Raw genomic sequence first — 19,601 nt, forward strand, 5'->3', positions numbered from 1 at the left:
GCCATCACCTGCCTTACCGTAACGTTGATTTATCATATGCAGGCCGGCATTTTCTTGACAGCTGTTTCGCTAAACTTGGTCCTTCTCCATCGTATAATGCATCAATAATTCCATTCTAAACATATGCCATCTCCTCCTTCAGTTTTTTTCATTGTTTTTAGCGCCAGTTTGTTAAATAAAGATGCTTTAGCTGAGACTCTTTCAATTCATCATAAATCTGCTCAATCTGCTGTTCTCGTTCGATTTCATCCAGGCTTTTAACCCGTTTGTTAATCGTTAATGTTAAAAAGAATAGGTTTATCGTCATATCGCTCACCCCCTTTCAAAGTCCGCTTCAAGCGAAATAGCCCGCGGCATCATTCTTTCTGCCGCGGGCAAATAAAAACCGCAGACAAAAGAAGACACAAATGTCTCTGCTGCCTGCGGGGAGTTGCGTATGTCCGACTATTCCGAATTTAATGCGTGCGATAAGCATCGGTTAAGGAAGGACACAAACTCTTCCACAGGCTGAATGAATCATGAACTGTTACTTGTGTATCACGTACAGGTTGACGTTGTTGTCTCATTGTCATTTTGTTCAGCCTCCTTTGCTTTTTCTTACTTTGTAAGTATATCCACGAAATTCCATTTTGTAAACATCTTTTTCTAAAAATGGACAGAAATTGTGCGAATCATCGAATGGATTTGCACGTTGGTCATGACACCTGCTTCATTTCTTTTCTGGAGCTGTTTTTCTTATGATATGCGATAAAATAAATAAAACCGACAAACACCGCTCCGCCGATGACATTCCCGATAAAAGCCGGAATGATGTTTCCGATAAACTGCCCCCACGTGAATGAGCCTGCAAAAATCGCAGCGGGAATCACAAACATGTTGGCGACAACGTGCTGAAATCCGATTGCCACAAAAGCCATAATCGGGAACCAAATACCAAGGATTTTTCCCGCTCCGTCTTGAGCGCCGAAAGAAAGCCACACACCAAGACATACAAGCCAGTTACAGCCGATGCCGGAAATGAGAACCTTGCCGAAGCTCATATCAAGCTTTCCTTGCGCAATGGCAATTGTTTTCTCTAAATAAGGGCCTGTTTCAGTCAATCCAACCAAATGCCCGAAAAAGTAAGCAACAAACAATGCGCCGATTAAGTTCATAATCGTGATGATTCCCCAGTTAACCGCTAATTCTTTGACTGATATTTTTCTCGAAAATAAAGCCATCGCAACTGACATCATATTTCCTGTGATCAGTTCAGCGCCAGCAAGAACCACAAGGATCAGACCGACGGGAAATACTGCAGCTCCAATCAAGCTGGACAGGCTTCCCCATTCTTTCGGAAGATCGCCAATGACTCTGATATCAAGCAAGTACCCAAGCGCGATAAATGCGCCTCCTAAAAATCCCAGCACAAGCAGGGACGGCAGCGGGAGCTTTATTTTATTCATCCCTGCTTCAATTGCTGCATCTGCTATTTCATCCGGTTTCCGAAAAGCCATACTAAAACGCCTCCATTATTTCTTCTATTCTCCAGTTACAGCAAAAAGGCAATAAAAAAGGCAGCACTCAAATAACCTGTGCGATCCAGGCGTTTGAATGCTGCCTAACTTGTATGCATACCCATACAACAATATCAAGCAGAATGTAAGATATTGAAAGAGAATATATACAGTTCGTGCATACATTCCATTGCTTTAAGCCTTCTATAACTGTAGAAACATCATATCAAATGTGACAAAATTGTGTCAATGACAAATATGCTAGCTTTGCAGAGCTTCTTTTTGATCATCTATTTTTTGATCAAAGACAAACACAGATACAGCGATATTTTCCTCAATTTTGATATCAGAAAACAAATGGACAAGCTTAGCCCCGATCAGTTCCTCCATTCCTTCAGGCGTTTGTTTGGAATAAAGATCTTGAATCAGGCTTGTCCGGGCCGCATGCACCATTTCTCTTCCTTCTGGTGTGCGGGCGATAAATTGCTCGCTTGCACTCAAATTTCCATATAATGTGGAGACAGCCATGTTTTCTACAAATACAGTATGAATCCTTTCAGGTCCTTTTCCGAACAGTTCTTTGCGAAGTTTTCGAATAATATCGTTAAACTCATGAATTTTTTTAGACATGCTGGTTACCCCTTCCGACATTGCCTCATAAGGTTTTTCCCGGTTCCCCTCAGGACATTTCACTTGGTTAAAATTTTCCTGCTATATTGTATTATAATAAATATCACTTTATAATAAAAGCAGTGTTGATGGATTTGTAATAGGTCTTGTTATGAGTCTATCGTTTTATAAAAATCAAGGATTGGTCTGTTAGTAAGACTTGCTAGTGAACTATTCCGCCATGTGTGTTTACACCTTCTCAGAATAAAAGACAGGTGTATCTATACATGGCTTTTTTGACTTCTTGGAAGAAAGATGGAGGGGAATATGAATATGATGGACGTTAAGTCGATCAGTGTCCGTGTAGACGGAACAGAAATCCAAGCACGGGCAGGGGCCACAATTTTAGATATTTTAAATGAAAATGGGATTGAGTACCCGCAGATTTGCCACGTCCCAGAGGTTGATCCAATTCAAACTTGTGATACTTGTATTGTAGAAGTGAACGGCAAACTGGTTCGTTCATGTTCTACTGTCGCAGAAAACGGAATGTCAATTGACCTTTCGGGCAACCGGGTAAAAGAAGCGCAAACGGAAGCAATGGACCGCCTTCTTGAAAATCATTTGCTATATTGCACGGTTTGCGATAATAACAACGGGAACTGTACGCTGCATAATACAGCGGAAATGATGGGAATCGAGCATCAAAAATACCCTTATACGCCAAAAGAAGATCCATCTTGCGCGGTTGATATGTCTCACCCGTTTTACCGCTATGATCCAAACCAATGTATTGCCTGCGGCCAGTGTGTTGAGGTATGTCAAAACCTTCAGGTAAATGAAACACTCTCAATTGACTGGGAGCGCGAACGTCCGCGCGTCATTTGGGATGAGGGAGTTTCGATTAATGAGTCTTCTTGTGTCAGCTGCGGCCAATGTGTCACTGTATGCCCATGTAATGCGCTGATGGAAAAATCAATGCTCGGACAGGCTGGCTTTATGACAGGCATCAAAGAAGATGTCATGGAGCCGATGATTGACCTCGTAAAAAACGTTGAACCGGGGTATAGCAGCATTTTTGCCATTTCTGAGGTCGAAGCGGCAATGCGCGAAACAAGAACGAAGAAAACAAAAACGGTATGTACGTTCTGCGGTGTCGGATGCTCTTTTGAAGTATGGACAAAAGGACGGGATATTTTAAAAATCCAGCCTGTTTCTGATGCTCCGGTGAACGCAATTTCCACATGTGTCAAAGGGAAATTCGGATGGGATTTTGTCAATTCTGAAGAGCGGATCACAAAACCTTTAATCCGTAAAAACGGAGCTTTTGTTGAATCTTCTTGGGAAGAAGCCCTTGACCTTGTCGCAAGCAGATTAGGAACGATTAAAGAGCAGCACGGCAATGGCTCTGTCGGATTTATTTCTTCTTCTAAAATTACGAATGAAGAAAACTATGTTATCCAAAAATTAGCGCGGCAGGTATTTGAGACGAACAACGTCGATAACTGCTCACGCTACTGCCAGTCTCCTGCTACAGACGGATTATTCCGCACTGTCGGCATGGGCGGTGACGCAGGCACGATTAAAGATATTGCCAAAGCCGGCCTCGTCATCATCGTCGGCGCCAATCCAGCGGAAGGACATCCAGTGCTTGCAACGCGTGTCAAACGGGCTCACAAGCTCCATGGGCAAAAACTGATTGTGGCCGATCTGCGTAAAAACGAGATGGCTGAGCGGTCTGATTTGTTCATCAGCCCTAAACAAGGCACAGATCAAGTTTGGCTCATGGCTGTGACGAAATATATGATTGACCAAGGCTGGCACGATCAGGCATTTATTGATGAGAACGTGAATTACTTTGAAGATTATAAAGAAACGCTTAAAACGTATACACTTGAATATGCAGAGCGCGTCACAGGCCTTTCAAAAGAAAACATGATTGAAATGGCTGAAATGATTCGTGACGCTGACGGCACTTGTATCCTTTGGGGAATGGGTGTCACACAAAATACAGGCGGTTCTGATACATCAGCAGCGATTTCAAACCTGCTTCTCGCTACAGGCAACTATCGCCGTCCTGGCGCAGGCGCTTATCCTTTGCGCGGTCATAATAACGTCCAAGGCGCTTGTGATATGGGTACACTGCCAGGCTGGCTGCCGGGATATCAGCATATTACGGATGACATGGCCCGTGCAAAATTTGAAGAGGCATATGGTGTCACAATTGACGGTAAGCCTGGTTTAGATAATATTCAAATGCTTCATTCCATTGAAGATGGCAATATGAAAGCAATGTACCTTGTCGGTGAAGATATGGCGCTTGTCGATTCAAACGCAAACCGTGTGCATGATATTTTATCAAGCCTTGATTTCTTTGTCGTTCAGGACATCTTCATGTCAAGAACAGCTCAATATGCCGATGTCATCTTGCCTGCCACTCCTTCTCTTGAGAAGGACGGGACATTTACCAATACAGAACGCCGCGTGCAGCGATTGTATCAGGCGCTTCCAACGCTTGGTGATGCGAAACCGGACTGGTGGATTATTCAAGAGGTGGCGAACCGCTTAGGAGCAAACTGGAATTACAGCCATCCGAGTGACATTTTCTCAGAAATGGTTAGCCTTTCTCCTCTGTTTGGCAAAGCAAGCTATGAGGTGCTTGAAGGCTGGAACAGCTTCCTATGGGGCAGTTTCACAGGTGAAAGCACACCGCTTCTGTATGAAGACGGGTTTAATTTCCCTGACAAAAAAGCCCGCTTTGCCCTTTCTGATTGGACTGAGCCGGCGGCATTTCCGGAAGAATATGACCTTCATATCAATAACGGCCGGATGCTGGAGCATTTCCACGAAGGAAACATGACAAATAAATCAAAAGGCATTCAAGCAAAAGTGCCGAATGTATTTGTTGAAATCTCGCCTGAGCTTGCACAGGAACGAGGTGTTTGTGACGGTTCGCTTGTCCGGCTCGTTTCTCCGTTCGGGGCAGTCAAATTAAACGCGCTGATCACAGACCGTGTACGAAAAAACGAACTCTATCTGCCAATGAACTCTACAGACAAAGAGTCAGCGATTAATTTCCTGACAGGGCCTGCGGCTGATAAACGGACGAACACGCCTGCGTATAAACAGACAAAGGTCCGCATGGAGGTGCTTGGAGGCTGTGAAACAACGCCGCTTCCGAAAACAAATCCGCGCAACAAAAAGCGGCACCCGCAAAACGGAGTCGAAGCCGAAAGAAAATGGAACCGTCCGGGCTATGTCCATCTGACTGATTAAACGAAAGGAGGAAAAACGAATGGCTGCTCCGATTACGACAATCAAAAAAGAAACAAAAACAGCCGAGCAAATGAAGCTTGAAAAAATAGAAGAGCTGAAAGAACTTCTGGCGGAAAATGAGGATGCCGTCTCTAAAACGATGACAATCATGAATGAACTTAATGAACTTGGAATTTTTGACGCGGCAACAAGCATGCTGAGAGCGAAGGAAGACATCGCTAAGATTGCGCTCGGCCAGGTTTCACGTGAGCCCGTCACCAACCTCATTAACACGATGATGGCCGCCGGAGGCGCATTAACAAAAGCAGATCCTGAGTTTACAGCAAAACTTTTAGAAAGTGTGATGGCTGGAACTGAACAGGCGCAAAGCTTTTTAAAAGAAGACAAGAAAGTCGGGATTTTCGACCTTTTAAAAGCAATGAACGATCCTGATATCAACAGAGCCGTCGGCTTTGGCCTTCAGTTTTTAAAAGGCATGGGAAAAGAATTGCAAGAGAAATAACAAAAAACAGCCATCACTTATGATTGTATATGGGTTCAAATAGTTAATTATATTGGCTTTTAAGGCATTTTTTGCTTTTAAATCTCTTGTTTTTTATATTTTTTCACCTGTTTTGGAGTACAATTGGTGAGTATTAAAAAATCCTTCTTTCGTTCAATGGGAACGTTTGAAGGATTTTTTATTTATGCTGCCACTCTATCCGAAGCAATCTTTATAGATTCCCTACATCAAAAACTGAAAAGGACAGAACACTAGTTAACACCGCTACTGCGTAAGTAAAAGGATTACGAAAGTGCAATATTATGATTTAAGTCAGGCAAATAATGAAATACGAAGCCTTTTATCTACTATTCACCACATTCCAATACACTCCCCCTCTTCCCAAGTCCTAAACAGTGTGAAACCCTGAGAGTTTTTAGCAGGGCTCTTGCTCTGAGATGTGGTATGAGTTCAGAATTCAGATGTCTTCCAGAAACCTAGAGGTTATGTGAACTTCATATTGTATACTCCATTGAGTCATCACGTGTATTCTGTCTTAGGTGCAGCTGAGCTTTTAACCTCCGGACAACGACGGACCCCTCATTTCCTTCTTTGGCAGGCTGTATGATTGGTTTCTATTTTATGGCCAAACCTCCTTGCGCTGTAGCAGGCCAGCAAAGAGCATCTGATCAACAATCGCGTCATCGGTAGACGTCAGTCATCCTGCAATTAATCCAGCTATTTAAGAGGCAACATTACGCGCTACGCATTTAGCACGGGAAAGTATGGCGGAAGGTTGCACAAGAACCAGGTTCTCCTCATTCATAAGACAAGAGATACATGAACGATACTTTTGCGGCTTTACACAGTAACATAGCCAGACTTATTCAACACAAAAAATAGAGCAGTAACATGTGAGTTACTGCTCAGTTTATTTACCGTTCATTCGTTTTACAATGTATTCAGCATCATTTCCTACACCTTGAAGGAGCGCTGAACCCCGCCTATGCTGCCAAGGCAAACCAATAAAGTACAATCCCTCTACAGCCGAAACACCTCTATGATGTATGATTCGGCCTTCTTTATCAAAAACACCTTCTATTTTCATCCAACAAGGATTCCTAAAACCGGTAGCCCAAATAATATTGTTTACCTCTAATGTAGATGAATCTTCAAAAATAATTTCATTTTGCTTTCCGGATATGACTCTTTTTTTTAAGATGATCTCCTTCTGTTTTATTGCATGTTTTAGTTCACACCCAAAAATAGGATCACCTTTCTTTTGCATGAATTTGCCTAATATTGATGTATTGCTTGCATTTAAGACTCCTAATTTATCAAACCACCAAAAGATGCTTCTTTTTCCAACCACTAAAGGGAAATAAATTAATTGATTACGACAAGCTAAATATGTAACTCTTTCTTTGGATAATTCAACAGCTATCTGAGCACCGCTATTCCCGCCACCAACAACTAGTACATTTCCGGGTATCAGTTGTTTTGGATGCTTATATTGTGAAGAGTGTATTTGATGAATATGAGCGGCTAAATTCTTTGATATAGATGGAATATTAGGGATATGAAAAGGGCCTGTAGCAATTACAAGATTCTTCGCTTGATATTCTTGCTGATTTGTTTTGATTAAGAAATGATTCTTTAATTTTAGGACACTTATCACTTCTGTCCGTAATTGGATTGGAATGTCAAATCTTTCAACATATTTCTTTAGATAAGCAACAATTTCTTCTTTTGAAGGAAATCCATGTTTTTCTCCTTCAAGATGCATTCCAGGCAAAGAGCTATACATTCGAGAAGTAAATAAAACTAATGAGTCATACCGATCTTTCCAGCTTTCCCCCACCTCATCACTTTTATCCAAAATGATAAATTTTTGTTTGGACTGCTTAAGATAATATCCTATTGAAACTCCTGCCTGGCCAGCTCCGATTACTATTGTGTCGTACATATTCTCACCCCGCCAATTTTGTTTACACGAGAGATAGTCTAACACTAGCTATAATGCCTTTTCATTTAGAAGGCATAAATCTGTCTAATGATGATGGTGATCATACCGCTTTTCAATTTTGGCCTGGCAAAGGATCGTATTGTCGTGATGATGCGCTGCTGTTTCCATTTGAATGGTTACATGCGTAATGCCTTTATGCTCAAGCTTATGTTCAATTTTGCGTAAAATATTTTCACTTTCTGAAATTGCCAGTTGATCGTCAACAACAGCGTGGCAAGAAAGAGCATTTAATCCGCTTGTGATAGACCATATGTGTAAATCATGAATGTTTTGAATTCCCTCTGTCTCTTCAATGGTATGAATGATGTCAGTGACATCGATATGTTCCGGAGTTCCTTCCATTAATACATGAATGGAGTCTTTTGTCACATGGTAACCGCTTCTTAAAACAAGAATAGCCACAATGATACTAGCCAATGGATCTGCCCAGCCCCAGCCAAAGAAGATGATAAGTACAGCAGCTAAAATGGCGCCTACAGAGCCAAGCATATCGCTTAGCACATGTAAATAAGCTCCTCTTATGTTCAGATTATTCTCTGTGTCTCCGCCTCTCAACATAATCCAAGCGACCAATATATTCACAACTAACCCGATAATACTAATCGTAAGCATGCCGGTTGTTGCTACTTCTGGTGGATGAGAGAAACGTTCGATTGCTTCATAAATGATATAAAGAGAAATAAGAATTAATGCAACCCCGTTTATCACAGCTGCAAGAATCTCAAATCGTTTATAGCCGAATGTATGATTGTGACTTGCCTTTTTTTCAGCTATTCTAAAAGCAAGCAGGGCAACGATTAATGAGATTGAATCGCTTAGCATATGGCCCGCATCCGATAAGAGCGCCAGACTATTTGTTAAAAATCCGCCTACAGCTTCTATTATCATATAACCTGTAATGATGATAAAAGAGATTAATAAAACCTTTTTGTTGGATCCTTCAGTATGATTGTGCCCCATAAAGATCTCCTCCTTAACTAAAGCTTCTTGATACATACGCATTTATTATTTCTTATCTGTTAATAAGCACTCTAACATGATACATACCTATATATGATCATATGCTCATATAATAATATAAAGCATTTTCATTAAAATGTCAAAATAGTTTTAATATAAAATGTCGAATACCCCTCTGATCATTCCGATATATGCTCATATTTAGCATCACTTGATGCTATCCATAACAATCCTTTTATTAACAGAAAAAAAGAGGAGCAAACATACGGTTTGCTCCTCTAACTTCATTTCTTTATCTTTTGTCTGGTATTTTTTGATAAGCCAAGCGATCAGATTCGCCTATTCTTGGCACACCGCCATCTATTGAAGATAGCTGTTTTTTATTCGTCAGCTTCCTCCAAACGCTTCTTGTAAATCAATGAACGATCAGCGCAAAAGAAGGCGCCGGCTAAAAATACGCAATCCGCTAAAAACATCGTCGATTTCTGGCCTAACGTTAAGCCTTGATCGGGGAGAACTGCGCCTATATATAAAAAAGTGCAGACTGCAAGCAATGTAAAAGCAAAATGTTTGTAGTCTTCTTTTAAAGACTTCATTCGATTTTTATTCAAAAGAATCACCTGCCAGATTCATAGGATACGACTATTATAATATAATCTGGCAGCTTACAGAGAAAGTAATTCTATCCATTTGTTATATGTTTTCAAGTGCTTGCCCGATATCTTCCAGCAAATCCTCCGCGTCTTCAATCCCTACAGAAATTCTGATCAGTCCGTCCGTAATACCGAGTTCAAGCCGGCGCTCTCTCGGAATAGAGGCATGTGTCATTCTTGCGGGAACAGAAATTAAGCTTTCCACCGCGCCCAGACTTTCAGCAATGGTAAACAGTTTCAGGCTTCCTAAAAACGCATCAACTCGCTCTTCACTGCCGATATCAAAGGAAATCATGCCGCCGAACCCAGACCCTTGCGTTTTTGCAAGCTCATGTCCGGGATGCTTTGAAGAACCGGGGTAATATAACGTTTGAACAGCAGGATGATTCTCAAGAAAGCTTGCGATTTTCCGCGCATTTTGATCGATCGCTTCCATTCTGAGTCCCAATGTTTTGATTCCTCTCATTAACAGCCAGGAATCTTGAGGACCGAGCACGCCGCCAGTAGAATTTTGCACAAAATGCAGTTCTTCCCCAAGCTCTTTCGAAGCTGTCACAACTAAACCGCCGACGACGTCACTGTGCCCGCCAAGATATTTTGTCGCACTGTGTAGCACGATATCAGCGCCTAAAGCAAGCGGCTGCTGAAAATAAGGCGTGTTAAAGGTATTGTCTACGATAAGCAGAACATCCGCTTTTTTTGCGATATCAGCCATGAGCGCCAAGTCGGTGATTTTGAGCAGCGGGTTTGTCGGTGTCTCAATATATATGGCTTTTGTGTTAGGACGAATCTCTTTTTCAACTTCTTCCCTGCTGCTTGTATCGACAAATGTTGATTCAATGCCAAGACGATTGAGTACCTTTGTCATGACGCGGTATGTTCCGCCGTACACATCATCAGTCAGCACGACATGATCTCCGCTGTTAAACAGCATCATCACCGCTGTAATGGCTGCCATTCCTGAGCTGAACGCATAGCCTGCTTCTCCGCCTTCAAGCTCTGTCACAAGTGTTTCGAGAGCGGTTCGGGTCGGATTGGCCGTTCTTGAATATTCATAACCCGTATGCTGTCCTGCTTTCGGCTGCTTGTACGTACTCACTTGATAAATAGGCACGGACACTGCGCCTGTTTTCTCATCACCCGTGATTCCGCCGTGAATCATCAAAGTTTTTTTCTTCATATCAAATGCCTCCTTCGTATATGTGTTTGCTGATATATCGATCACTGCTGTCAGGAAATACTGTGACAATATTTGTGCCTGCGGATGCTTTTTTCGCTTCCTCCAATGCTGCATAAAGCGCTGCACCTGAAGAGCTTCCGATCAGCAGGCCCTCTTTTTCTGCCGCTTCTTTCACAAGCCTGAATGCATTCTCATCTGTTACGGTGTAGATCTCATCAAAATGGCTCTTATTCATATAATCAGGGATAAACTCCATACCGATGCCTTCTGTTTGATGAGCGTGAGGCTCTCCTCCGTTTAAAATGGAGCCCTCCGGTTCGACAATCACCGTTTTAACGGCTGGGTTTTTTTCTTTTAAGAAGGAAGCAGTTCCTGCGAATGTGCCTCCTGACCCTGCCCCTGCGACAAATGTATGAATATTGCCGTCAAGCGCTTCCCAAATTTCGGGTCCAAGCGTCTTATAGTAAGTCGATGGATTTACTCGGTTTTTAAATTGCAAAACGCAATAAGAATTTTCAATTTCCGTCTCCATCTGAATGGCTTTTTGAATGGCTCCCTGCATTCCGTCTTGACGCGGTGTATGAATGATCGATGCGCCAAGCGCTTGCATAATTTGCTGTTTCTCCATGCTGAAATGTTCAGGGACACAGAAAATCGCTTGTAAGCCATATTTTCTGGCACTCAGCGCGAGACCAATTCCTGTATTGCCTGCCGTAGCTTCGATAATCACGCCGCCGGGCTTCACCTTGCCCGATTCCAATGCGTCACGGATCAGCATATCTCCCAGTCTGTCTTTGATGCTTCCGCCGGGATTCATCATTTCAAGCTTGGCATACACTGCAACTCCTTCCGGAACATCAAAGTTCTTCAGACGGAGAAGCGGCGTATTCCCGATCAGCTCGGTAATGTCCGTAATAACAGTCATATATGTCCTCCTCCTTGATAGAGGTTGTTTTTAGGGAAAACGGAGGAGAACTCTCCCCCGTTTAATGAATTCGTTTGATCACTTTTAACACAAGCTCTGTGGAATTGACAGCCGCCTGCTCTAAAAATTGGTCAAATGATACATGTGATTCTTTTCCCGCGATATCAGATAACGCTCTGATGACGACAAACGGCGTCTTAAATTGATGGCACACTTGAGCCACTGCCGCTGCCTCCATTTCAACCGCATACAGATCAGAAAATCTCGCACGCACTTCTTCAACCCGCTTCGGATCGTTCATAAAAGAATCACCTGTGGCGATCGTTCCTTTTGCAACCTGAATGCCGTCAAGTTCAGAAATCGCAGTTTCAGTGATGCTGATCAGCTTTTCGTCTGCGGCATAAGCAGCCGGAAGACCCGGAACCTGGCCGTATTCATAATCAAAGGCAGTTACATCTACATCATGATGGCGAACGTCAGTTGAAATGACGACATCTCCTACATTCAGTGTATGATGAAATCCGCCCGCTGAGCCTGTGTTAATCACATAATCAGGCTTATAGCGGTCAAGCAAAAGCGTTGTGCTGATAGCAGCATTTACTTTTCCAATTCCAGATTTTAAAAGAATTACTTCGGTTCCTTCATATTCACCTGTTGTAAATTCACAGTATGCGATTGTTTCTGTTTTTGCATTTTCAAGTTTGTTTCTTAGGATGGTGACTTCCTCTTCCATTGCTCCGATGACTGCTAGTTTCATCTATTCACATTCCCTTCACTTTACCGTTTGATCGCCTCCATTATCCACACGAAGTCGTTTTGCTGAGTGAATTGGACTGCAAAACCTTCAGCTGTAAACATCTCTTTCAGCGCATCCAATGTGGAATAATGCTCCGTCTCCAAATCATTTGCCAGCTGATAGAAGCCTTGAGAACGGGCTTTATCAATAGCCTGTTGATACGCTTCTGCATTTTCAAAGACGGTATCGGCAAACACTATTTTATCATGCAAGTGAAGGTATTTGCCATATTGCTTTATGGCAGTCCTTTTTTCATCGTCTGTCAAATGATGAAACGCATAAGAACTGACAATTGTGTCAGCATGAAATGGCGGCTCGGGAAATGTCAGGAAGTCTCCGTCAACGAATTCTGCCCTGCCTGAAAGCTTGTCAGAACCCAATTTGCGCATTGCGGGAGACGGTTCGATTCCAAATACAGCTTTGCCCGCCTCCAGCAGCTTCACTGTCAAATTCCCCGTCCCCGGGCCGAATTCTAACACATGCGTTCCAGACCTGCTGACGATGGCATCAAGGATATCATCATAGCCTCTGAACGCTTCTTTATACTGAATATCAAAACCTTGGACTGTTTGATCATAAGTTGCTGCCCAATCTTCAAAGAGAGGGATAAATTCACGTCCCATATTTGTCACACTCCATATTTTATAATTCCCATAAGTATACTATGAATTAATGATGGAACAGTTCCTATCATACCACATCTTCTAAAAAAGCAGGTACTAAAACACTTTGTGTATTTTATGCCATCTATATTGCGCGTTTACCGCAAAAAAGCTTATACTTCATATGACTTGTGAAAGCTGGAGGGCCGAGATATGAATTTTCAATTAGATCTGATAAAAGACAAAGTGGAATTTTTCGAAGCGGCTTCATTGCAGGAGCTTGAAAAGAAAATCAATACACAGATTGAAAACAATAAAGCCATCATGCTCCGGGTGAAATCTGTTTCACACCAAACCGCTGTGGCAGACGGAAGAATATTGTACAGCGCGGTCGTTCATTTCGCAGCTGAAGCCTAAAACAAAAGCAGCCGGGCTCTCATCCGGCTGCTTTTGTTTATTTTAGTTTTTCTACTTTTGTCGGCTTCCAGCCTTTTTTATCAACCCATGTAATGGTTACTTGATATTTATCTCCAGTCGTCTTGTCTAAAATCTTGCCTTTGGCATCCTGAGGGCTGCCGTTATTTCCGAGCCAGAGCACCGTCATGTTATCTTTTGAAACACCAGTCGCATATGACATGGCTTTCAGCATCTCAGCCCAGTCTTGTGAGCTTGAATCATAAGTGGCGGCATGCTCGCCTGTCTGCTCGGTTCCGACTGCTTTCCAGTCAGAATTTTCATACGTTTTTTCCACGTCGCTTGATGAGCCGCCTTCTGTTACTTTGGCGTCTTTAAGCGGGGCATCTGAATTTGAGCTTGAGTCTGAATCATCACTTTTAGAAGAATCATCTTTTTTGGAATCTGAAGACTTCTCAGAATCCTTTTCGCTGTCAGATGAGTCTTTCTTGCTGTCTTTTATATCCTCATCCGATTTCTTTTCCGTCTTTCCTGAAGCCGGAGATTCCTGTTTTTGCGCCGTTTCAGAATCCTTGCTGACATCTTTGCTGGAAGGACTGTTAATGAAGAGATTCGCCGCTACTACGACAATTAGTATGGATACGATTGCGATTAAAATGTTAAGCACTAAATTAGCTTTCCTGCGTTTATCACGGTTTTCATAACGAGATTGATTATTGCTCAATAATTCTGCACTCCTTTATAACTCTTGGCTCAGCATATATTTTACCATGTGCTGAGAAGTTGTTCTATTTCTGATTGCTTTCAATTTCGTGTACGTTTTTAACAATATCATAAAACACCGAATTTGTCAGAGCCTTATCCCCCGGCGTATCCATGTGTAAAACGACAAGAGCGTATTTCGGCTTATCAGCGGGGAAATATCCGGCAAACCATTTTTCATAGAGCGTTTCTTTCTTTTGTGAGAGCTTGCCTGTCTGGGCTGTGCCAGATTTCCCTGCTACAGTATACGGAAGATCTTGAAACCTTCTGCCCGTTCCGGCAGGAGATTCCACCACTCGCCGCAGCATTTTTTGAAGCTGCTGTGCCGTATATTTGTCTATCGTTTCTCCTTTAAGCTTCTGATCTTTAAACGTAACGAGGGTTGTGCCGTTTTTATATTCAATCTGATCAGCGATTCTCACCTGTCGCTTTTCTCCGCCGCGGGCGATTGTCGCCATCATGTTAGCCACCTCGAGCGGCGTTACCTTTACGTTTTTCTGCCCGATCGCTGTTTGTGCAATGGCTTTTTTGACTGATTTGTCTTTTTCATCCCCCCAAATCATGCCGCTTTTTTCGTTATACAACTGGCGGAAATCCGTTTCGTGATATAGTTTTCCTTCCCAGCCTGCCCGATCTGTAAGTCCCAGTTTTTTTGACATATCTTCAATGACTGATCTGTCTTTTTTCATTAATTGTTCTGCAAGACTCGTAAATGTGTAATTGCAGCTTTGGGCAAAACTCTCATCAAATGACAAGGTTCCTTTATCGTCCCCCGGCTCTCCGTACAGGTTTACGTTACAATTGAAGGTTTGGCTCGGCTTCACCGTATCATTTTCGATTGCAGCTGCGGCAATGACTGTTTTAAAAACAGAACCGGGGTAGATTGGCGTCAGCATATAGTTTTGAAGCGTGTTTTGTCGTGAGGCATCGGCATCCGGTTTGCTCACAATTCCCATAATACTGCTGTTTTCGATATCCAGCAGCACGGCTCCTCCTTTTTTCAGCCCCTGCTCATTCAATACCTCCTCCATCGCTTTTTGAATGCTTTGGTCGATCGTTGTTTTGATCTGGAGCGGATAAAATGTATTGGCTTCAGCTGTATATTTGACGTCCATGCCAAACAAAGGGTTTCCTTTTCCGTCCACATGATATAAAAGCTTTGTGTCCTGTTCCGGAAGCAAAAACTCATCAAATGTCCGTTCTAAACCGGTTGTACCGATTTCTGTTGTAATTGGAAGACTCTCTTTACCAGGATATTTTTTGCGGAGAAGCGCCGGATCTTGATTCGTGCTACCGATTGTATGTGAAGCAAGGCTGGGCTTGTCTTCATTCTCCATATATACGCCGTAAATGCCGGGATATTTCAAAGAATTGATTTTTGTGATGGATTGTTTCGAAAGTGTTTTGATTTTCTTTTGCTGCAAAATGACCGGTTTTTTTGCCTTTGCAAGTGCCTGATGCAGTTCATCTTCAGACATGCCAAGGATGTCCGCAACCTTTTTAATTGGCCAATCCTGCGTCAGCAAAAAAGGGAACAAAACAACGGCAGGCTCGCTTTTGCCTGTGAGCGCCTGCCCGTTTCGATCTAAAAAAGAGCCTCTTCCGTCCGAAATGAGCACTTCCTCCGTCCGCTGGTTTACACTTTCCTGGATCAAATTGATGTTCTTTTTTGAAAAGGATTCTGTGAAAAACAGCTGGATTTCCGCCAGCCGCAGCAGAAGGAGAAAAAACACGATCAAAAAAGTAATGACGGCCAGCTTCATTCGTTTTGATATCTTCATAAAAAAACACCTCACCCACATTGTGGACGAGGTGTTTCTTTACTAAACGGATATTATGAAATTTTCACAATTTTCACGAGCATTTCTCCGCCCGGTGTTTGAACTGTAACTTCATCATCCACTTTTTTGCCCAGCAGGCTTTTGGCGATTGGTGAATCATTTGAGATTTTTCCTTCAAACGGATCAGCTTCAGCGCTGCCAACGATTGTATATGACTCTTCATCACCGTCAGGCAGTTCGACGAAAGTGACGGTTTTACCTAAACCGACAACGTTAGAGCCGCCGTCATCTTCAATGATTTTCGCATTGCGGATCATATTTTCAAGAGTCGTCACACGGCCCTCTACAAATGCCTGCTCTTCTTTCGCTGAATCGTATTCAGAGTTCTCAGAAAGGTCTCCAAAACTTCTCGCAATTTTGATGCGCTCTACTACTTCTTTTCGTTTAACCGTTTTCAAATATTCTAATTCTTGTTCAAGTTTTTGTTTTCCTTCTGCAGTCATAGGAAAAACTTTCTCTTGTGCCATGTCCCTTCACTCCTTCTGGTTGTCCCTCAACATCTTCGATTATGTATGAGAGCATAAACTAAAAAATACAAGAATGAGAACACAGGGCAGTCCTCGTTCTTCTCTCCCATATAGGTACTGTTTATCTTAAACTGATTCTTGTCGTTCTGCAAATATTTCGCGTTTATAAACAGGGAAAGAAGGGAATTTACACATCCCCTTCCTGCCTATACATAATATGGTCAGAGTTATTTATGTCTATGCTATGGTATTACAAAATCGCGTTTTGTTCAAGAATGGTTTGGATTTTTGTGACCATTAGATCAATTGCAACGTGATTCTGTCCGCCTTCCGGGATAATAATATCAGCGTATCGTTTCGTCGGCTCGACAAATTGGTTATGCATCGGGCGGACAACGGACACATATTGTTCAATAACAGAATCAATAGAGCGGCCGCGCTCATTAATATCTCTCATAATCCGTCTGATGATACGCAAGTCAGCGTCTGTATCAACGTAAAGCTTGATATCCATCAGATCACGGAGCCTTTTGTCTTCAAGAACCAGAATGCCCTCAAGGATAATAACATCCTTTGGCTCGACGTGAACCGTTTCCTCTGAACGTGTGTGAAGCTTATAATCGTAAATCGGCTTTTCGATCGGGCGGTAATTCAACAGATCCTGAATATGCTCGATTAAATAGTCATTATCAAACGCAAGCGGATGATCATAGTTTGTGTTCAGCCTTTCTTCAAATGGAAGATGGCTTTGGTCTTTGTAATAAAGGTCTTGCTGGATCATTAAAATCGAGTGTCCTTTAAATTGTTCATAAATGGAGCGTGTCACACTCGTTTTTCCTGAACCGGAACCTCCTGCGATTCCAATGACTACTGGACTCTTACCCATGGGCTGTTACTTCCCCTTTCTCATCATGTTGCTCGGATAAATCTTTTTGTCTAGTTTGAATTTGACAATTTGCAGGGGATGGCGGGCAGCATCTAGCTCATTTCCGTCTTCGTCCCAAATGGTTTCAATCGTGTGTGTAAAGTTTTCGATTTCAGGGCCGAAAAATTCCACTTCGTCGCCTTTTTTGAAGAAATTTCGCTGCTGAAGCGTGACCATCTGTGTGTCTTCATCATAATTCAGCACTAAGCCGACAAAATCAAACGTCGTTTTTTTGGCGTGCTCGCCGAACATTTGCTCTTCATAGCCTGGCGTTCCTTCAAAGAAAGCTGTCGCAGTATCGCGGTTGGCGCACTTATCAAGCTCTTCAAGCCATTCTTTTTGAATCACAAAGTTATCGGGATCAGCGCAATACGCGTCAATGACTTTGCGGTATACACTGACAACTGTTGCGATATAGTGAATGGATTTCATGCGTCCTTCAATTTTTAAGCTGTCGATGCCCATTTCGATCATTTTCGGAATGGATTCAATCAGCTTCAAATCTTTCGGACTCATTGCAAATGGCGCATCATCTTCACCATACAAAGCAACGGCATTGGCACCATCTGTTTGATAGAGATCATAATCCCAGCGGCATGACTGGCAGCAGCCGCCGCGGTTTGAATCCCGCGCTGTCATGTGATTGCTCAGCACACAGCGGCCGGAATATGCGATACACATCGCGCCGTGAATAAAGGATTCGATTTCGATATCTACCTTTTCTTTCATCTCTCTGATTTCGAGAGCGCTCGTTTCACGTGCCAGCACGACGCGGTCAAGGCCTTCCTCTTTCCAGAACTGAACAGCCTTCCAGTTGGAAAGAGACTGCTGCGTGCTCAAGTGAACCTCAACGTTTGGCGCCACTCTGCGGCATGTTTCGATAATCAGCGGATCTGCGACAATAATGCCGGCAACATTGGCGTCTCCAAGCGCTTTTAAATACTCTTCAAGCCCGTCCATGTTTTCATTGTGGGCGAAAATATTCGTCGTTACGTAGATCTTCGCGCCATATTGTTTCGCGAATTCAACGCCTTCTGCAATTTCTTCGATCGTAAAGTTATCGGCATTCGAGCGGAGCCCGTATTCCTGTCCTCCGATAAAGACTGCGTCCGCTCCGTAATGCACAGCAATTTTCAGCTTTTCAAGATTACCCGCAGGTGCGAGAAGCTCAGGCTTTTTCGTAATCACACGCTTACCATTGACGATTTTGGATATCTTATCATTTACGGCAGTCATAGCTTAACCTCCTTTTGATTAATAAACCGTTTCTTTGAAGAAGAATCCGGTATCTATTTTTCTGTTAACTGGCTGGATGCTTTCAATACGTTCAATCCAGTCTTCTTTTTTCGCTTCGTATTCGTCACGGTTTTCCGCACACAGATCAATGGCTTCTCTGTACATTTTGGTGACTTCTATTAAGTATTCAGACGTTTTTAGAACACCGTCAATTTTGAAAGAATCAACGCCGGCATCTATTAATTCTTCGAGCTCGTCAATGATGCACACATCGTTCGGGCTCATGATATGCGTGCCGTTTTCGTCTTCGAAAATCGGATATTTATTATCACGTTCTTTATCATGCAGGAACATATCTGATTCTTTTTTCTTTCCTTCAATATCCATGACTTTGCCCTGGTATTCAAAATAGTTTCCGATCAAAGAACGCTTCGATTGGAACATGCACGTCATTCCATGGACTTGGATTTCAATTTCAACTTCAGCATTTTCTTTGATTTCCACAATGCTGTCCATGTTTAATTCTCTGGCGAGCACTGAACGCGCCGCGCCTTTTCGTCCCCAGTAGTTGCATGTATAGTAGTTGGTGCCTGTCGTTTCTGTGCTCCAATGAAGCTTCAGGTCAGGCGCAGATTCACGGGCAGCCATAAGCACAGCAGGATCGCCGAACACCGCCGCATCAGCACCGGCTTTCGCTAAGAAAGCCAGATATTCGCCAAGCTCACCCACTTTATCGTTATGGAAAATTGCGTTTACAGCAACGTATACTTTTGCTCCTTCTTTATGAGCAATCTCCACAGCTTTTGTTACATCTTCACGAGAAAATTCCCCGGCCAATCTCAAGCCGTATCTCTGTTCCCCAACTAAAAACGCAGTTGCCCCCGCCTGTATCAGCGGCAAAATGTCTGCCACACTCGTCGGCGTCACTAAGAGCTCTGGTTTTTTCATGACG

Annotated in this window: 19 protein-coding genes; 3 read left to right on the forward strand and 16 right to left on the reverse strand. The window is 42.8% G+C overall.

Going from position 1 to position 19,601, the window contains the following annotated elements; translation table 11 throughout:
• Window positions 1-157: 157 nt before the first annotated feature.
• From G4P54_RS13890 to G4P54_RS13900, 3 genes are all read right to left on the reverse strand, one after another.
• The gene (locus G4P54_RS13890; protein WP_167872965.1) at window positions 158-307 is read right to left on the reverse strand and encodes a YrzI family small protein; all 150 of its coding nucleotides are present in this window, start codon (window positions 305-307) and stop codon (window positions 158-160) included.
• Window positions 308-695: 388 nt separating this feature from the next.
• Window positions 696-1,496 carry a formate/nitrite transporter family protein gene (locus G4P54_RS13895; protein WP_167872966.1) on the reverse strand — a complete coding sequence of 267 codons (801 nt, stop codon included), beginning with the start codon at window positions 1,494-1,496 and terminating at the stop codon, window positions 696-698.
• Between the two features lie 261 nt (window positions 1,497-1,757).
• Window positions 1,758-2,126, reverse strand: coding sequence for a Na-translocating system protein MpsC family protein (locus G4P54_RS13900; protein ID WP_024714924.1), 369 nt, complete (start codon window positions 2,124-2,126; stop codon window positions 1,758-1,760).
• Between the two features lie 312 nt (window positions 2,127-2,438).
• On the opposite strand from G4P54_RS13900, the gene fdhF reads away from it, so the two are divergent.
• On the forward strand, window positions 2,439-5,381 hold the full coding sequence (fdhF, locus tag G4P54_RS13905; RefSeq protein ID WP_167872967.1) for a formate dehydrogenase subunit alpha: 2,943 nt from the start codon (window positions 2,439-2,441) through the stop codon (window positions 5,379-5,381).
• A 19-nt stretch (window positions 5,382-5,400) separates the two neighbouring features.
• Window positions 5,401-5,883 (forward strand): helical membrane plugin domain-containing protein, encoded by a 483-nt coding sequence (locus tag G4P54_RS13910; RefSeq protein ID WP_024714922.1) that lies wholly within the window; start codon window positions 5,401-5,403, stop codon window positions 5,881-5,883.
• A gap of 910 nt (window positions 5,884-6,793) precedes the next feature.
• On the opposite strand, the gene G4P54_RS13915 is transcribed toward G4P54_RS13910, so the two are convergent.
• The 7 genes from G4P54_RS13915 to G4P54_RS13945 form a co-directional block, all read right to left on the reverse strand.
• A complete protein-coding gene (locus G4P54_RS13915; RefSeq protein WP_167872968.1) occupies window positions 6,794-7,828 on the reverse strand; it encodes a flavin-containing monooxygenase in 1,035 nt (344 codons plus the stop codon).
• 84 nt (window positions 7,829-7,912) lie between these two features.
• A complete protein-coding gene (locus G4P54_RS13920) occupies window positions 7,913-8,848 on the reverse strand; it encodes a cation diffusion facilitator family transporter (RefSeq protein ID WP_167872969.1) in 936 nt (311 codons plus the stop codon).
• Between the two features lie 380 nt (window positions 8,849-9,228).
• On the reverse strand, window positions 9,229-9,459 hold the full coding sequence (locus G4P54_RS13925) for a YrhC family protein (RefSeq protein WP_024714919.1): 231 nt from the start codon (window positions 9,457-9,459) through the stop codon (window positions 9,229-9,231).
• Between the two features lie 82 nt (window positions 9,460-9,541).
• Complete coding sequence (locus G4P54_RS13930) at window positions 9,542-10,681, reverse strand: bifunctional cystathionine gamma-lyase/homocysteine desulfhydrase (protein WP_167872970.1); 1,140 nt, start codon at window positions 10,679-10,681, stop codon at window positions 9,542-9,544.
• A gap of 1 nt (window position 10,682) precedes the next feature.
• Window positions 10,683-11,606 carry an O-acetylserine dependent cystathionine beta-synthase gene (locus G4P54_RS13935; RefSeq protein ID WP_024714917.1) on the reverse strand — a complete coding sequence of 308 codons (924 nt, stop codon included), beginning with the start codon at window positions 11,604-11,606 and terminating at the stop codon, window positions 10,683-10,685.
• 61 nt (window positions 11,607-11,667) lie between these two features.
• Window positions 11,668-12,363, reverse strand: a complete 696-nt coding sequence (mtnN, locus tag G4P54_RS13940) for a 5'-methylthioadenosine/S-adenosylhomocysteine nucleosidase (RefSeq protein WP_167872971.1) — start codon at window positions 12,361-12,363, stop codon at window positions 11,668-11,670.
• A 20-nt stretch (window positions 12,364-12,383) separates the two neighbouring features.
• Window positions 12,384-13,025, reverse strand: coding sequence for a class I SAM-dependent methyltransferase (locus G4P54_RS13945; protein ID WP_167872972.1), 642 nt, complete (start codon window positions 13,023-13,025; stop codon window positions 12,384-12,386).
• Window positions 13,026-13,217: 192 nt separating this feature from the next.
• Between G4P54_RS13945 and G4P54_RS13950 the strand changes: the two genes are divergently transcribed.
• The gene (locus G4P54_RS13950) at window positions 13,218-13,421 is read left to right on the forward strand and encodes a YrzA family protein (RefSeq protein ID WP_003225924.1); all 204 of its coding nucleotides are present in this window, start codon (window positions 13,218-13,220) and stop codon (window positions 13,419-13,421) included.
• A gap of 37 nt (window positions 13,422-13,458) precedes the next feature.
• Here the strand turns inward: G4P54_RS13950 and G4P54_RS13955 are convergent, their stop codons facing one another.
• The 6 genes from G4P54_RS13955 to G4P54_RS13980 all read right to left on the reverse strand — a co-directional run bounded on the left by G4P54_RS13955 (window position 13,459) and on the right by G4P54_RS13980 (window position 19,597).
• Entirely contained in the window at window positions 13,459-14,142 is a 684-nt protein-coding gene (locus tag G4P54_RS13955; protein WP_167872973.1) for a YrrS family protein, read from the reverse strand.
• Window positions 14,143-14,206: 64 nt separating this feature from the next.
• On the reverse strand, window positions 14,207-15,961 hold the full coding sequence (locus tag G4P54_RS13960; protein ID WP_167872974.1) for a peptidoglycan D,D-transpeptidase FtsI family protein: 1,755 nt from the start codon (window positions 15,959-15,961) through the stop codon (window positions 14,207-14,209).
• Window positions 15,962-16,014: 53 nt separating this feature from the next.
• Entirely contained in the window at window positions 16,015-16,488 is a 474-nt protein-coding gene (gene greA / locus G4P54_RS13965; protein ID WP_003237373.1) for a transcription elongation factor GreA, read from the reverse strand.
• Window positions 16,489-16,738: 250 nt separating this feature from the next.
• On the reverse strand, window positions 16,739-17,374 hold the full coding sequence (gene udk, locus G4P54_RS13970) for a uridine kinase (RefSeq protein WP_010335100.1): 636 nt from the start codon (window positions 17,372-17,374) through the stop codon (window positions 16,739-16,741).
• 6 nt (window positions 17,375-17,380) lie between these two features.
• Complete coding sequence (locus G4P54_RS13975) at window positions 17,381-18,649, reverse strand: peptidase U32 family protein (RefSeq protein ID WP_024714912.1); 1,269 nt, start codon at window positions 18,647-18,649, stop codon at window positions 17,381-17,383.
• Between the two features lie 18 nt (window positions 18,650-18,667).
• Complete coding sequence (locus tag G4P54_RS13980; RefSeq protein WP_024714911.1) at window positions 18,668-19,597, reverse strand: peptidase U32 family protein; 930 nt, start codon at window positions 19,595-19,597, stop codon at window positions 18,668-18,670.
• Window positions 19,598-19,601 lie beyond the last annotated feature (4 nt).

Source organism: Bacillus tequilensis (assembly GCF_012225885.1).
Taxonomy (GTDB): domain Bacteria; phylum Bacillota; class Bacilli; order Bacillales; family Bacillaceae; genus Bacillus; species Bacillus tequilensis.

Bases quoted from the DNA above. Each gene is read 5' to 3' on its own strand.
- fdhF (WP_167872967.1), top strand. From the start codon at position 2,439: ATGATGGACGTTAAGTCGATCAGTGTCCGTGTAGACGGAACAGAAATC.
- G4P54_RS13890 (WP_167872965.1), bottom strand. From the start codon at position 307: ATGACGATAAACCTATTCTTTTTAACATTAACGATTAACAAACGGGTT.
- G4P54_RS13930 (WP_167872970.1), bottom strand. From the start codon at position 10,681: ATGAAGAAAAAAACTTTGATGATTCACGGCGGAATCACGGGTGATGAG.
- G4P54_RS13915 (WP_167872968.1), bottom strand. From the start codon at position 7,828: ATGTACGACACAATAGTAATCGGAGCTGGCCAGGCAGGAGTTTCAATA.
- G4P54_RS13980 (WP_024714911.1), bottom strand. From the start codon at position 19,597: ATGAAAAAACCAGAGCTCTTAGTGACGCCGACGAGTGTGGCAGACATT.
- G4P54_RS13910 (WP_024714922.1), top strand. From the start codon at position 5,401: ATGGCTGCTCCGATTACGACAATCAAAAAAGAAACAAAAACAGCCGAG.
- G4P54_RS13935 (WP_024714917.1), bottom strand. From the start codon at position 11,606: ATGACTGTTATTACGGACATTACCGAGCTGATCGGGAATACGCCGCTT.
- greA (WP_003237373.1), bottom strand. From the start codon at position 16,488: ATGGCACAAGAGAAAGTTTTTCCTATGACTGCAGAAGGAAAACAAAAA.
- G4P54_RS13945 (WP_167872972.1), bottom strand. From the start codon at position 13,025: ATGGGACGTGAATTTATCCCTCTCTTTGAAGATTGGGCAGCAACTTAT.
- G4P54_RS13920 (WP_167872969.1), bottom strand. From the start codon at position 8,848: ATGGGGCACAATCATACTGAAGGATCCAACAAAAAGGTTTTATTAATC.
- udk (WP_010335100.1), bottom strand. From the start codon at position 17,374: ATGGGTAAGAGTCCAGTAGTCATTGGAATCGCAGGAGGTTCCGGTTCA.
- G4P54_RS13960 (WP_167872974.1), bottom strand. From the start codon at position 15,961: ATGAAGATATCAAAACGAATGAAGCTGGCCGTCATTACTTTTTTGATC.
- G4P54_RS13975 (WP_024714912.1), bottom strand. From the start codon at position 18,649: ATGACTGCCGTAAATGATAAGATATCCAAAATCGTCAATGGTAAGCGT.
- G4P54_RS13895 (WP_167872966.1), bottom strand. From the start codon at position 1,496: ATGGCTTTTCGGAAACCGGATGAAATAGCAGATGCAGCAATTGAAGCA.
- G4P54_RS13900 (WP_024714924.1), bottom strand. From the start codon at position 2,126: ATGTCTAAAAAAATTCATGAGTTTAACGATATTATTCGAAAACTTCGC.
- mtnN (WP_167872971.1), bottom strand. From the start codon at position 12,363: ATGAAACTAGCAGTCATCGGAGCAATGGAAGAGGAAGTCACCATCCTA.
- G4P54_RS13950 (WP_003225924.1), top strand. From the start codon at position 13,218: ATGAATTTTCAATTAGATCTGATAAAAGACAAAGTGGAATTTTTCGAA.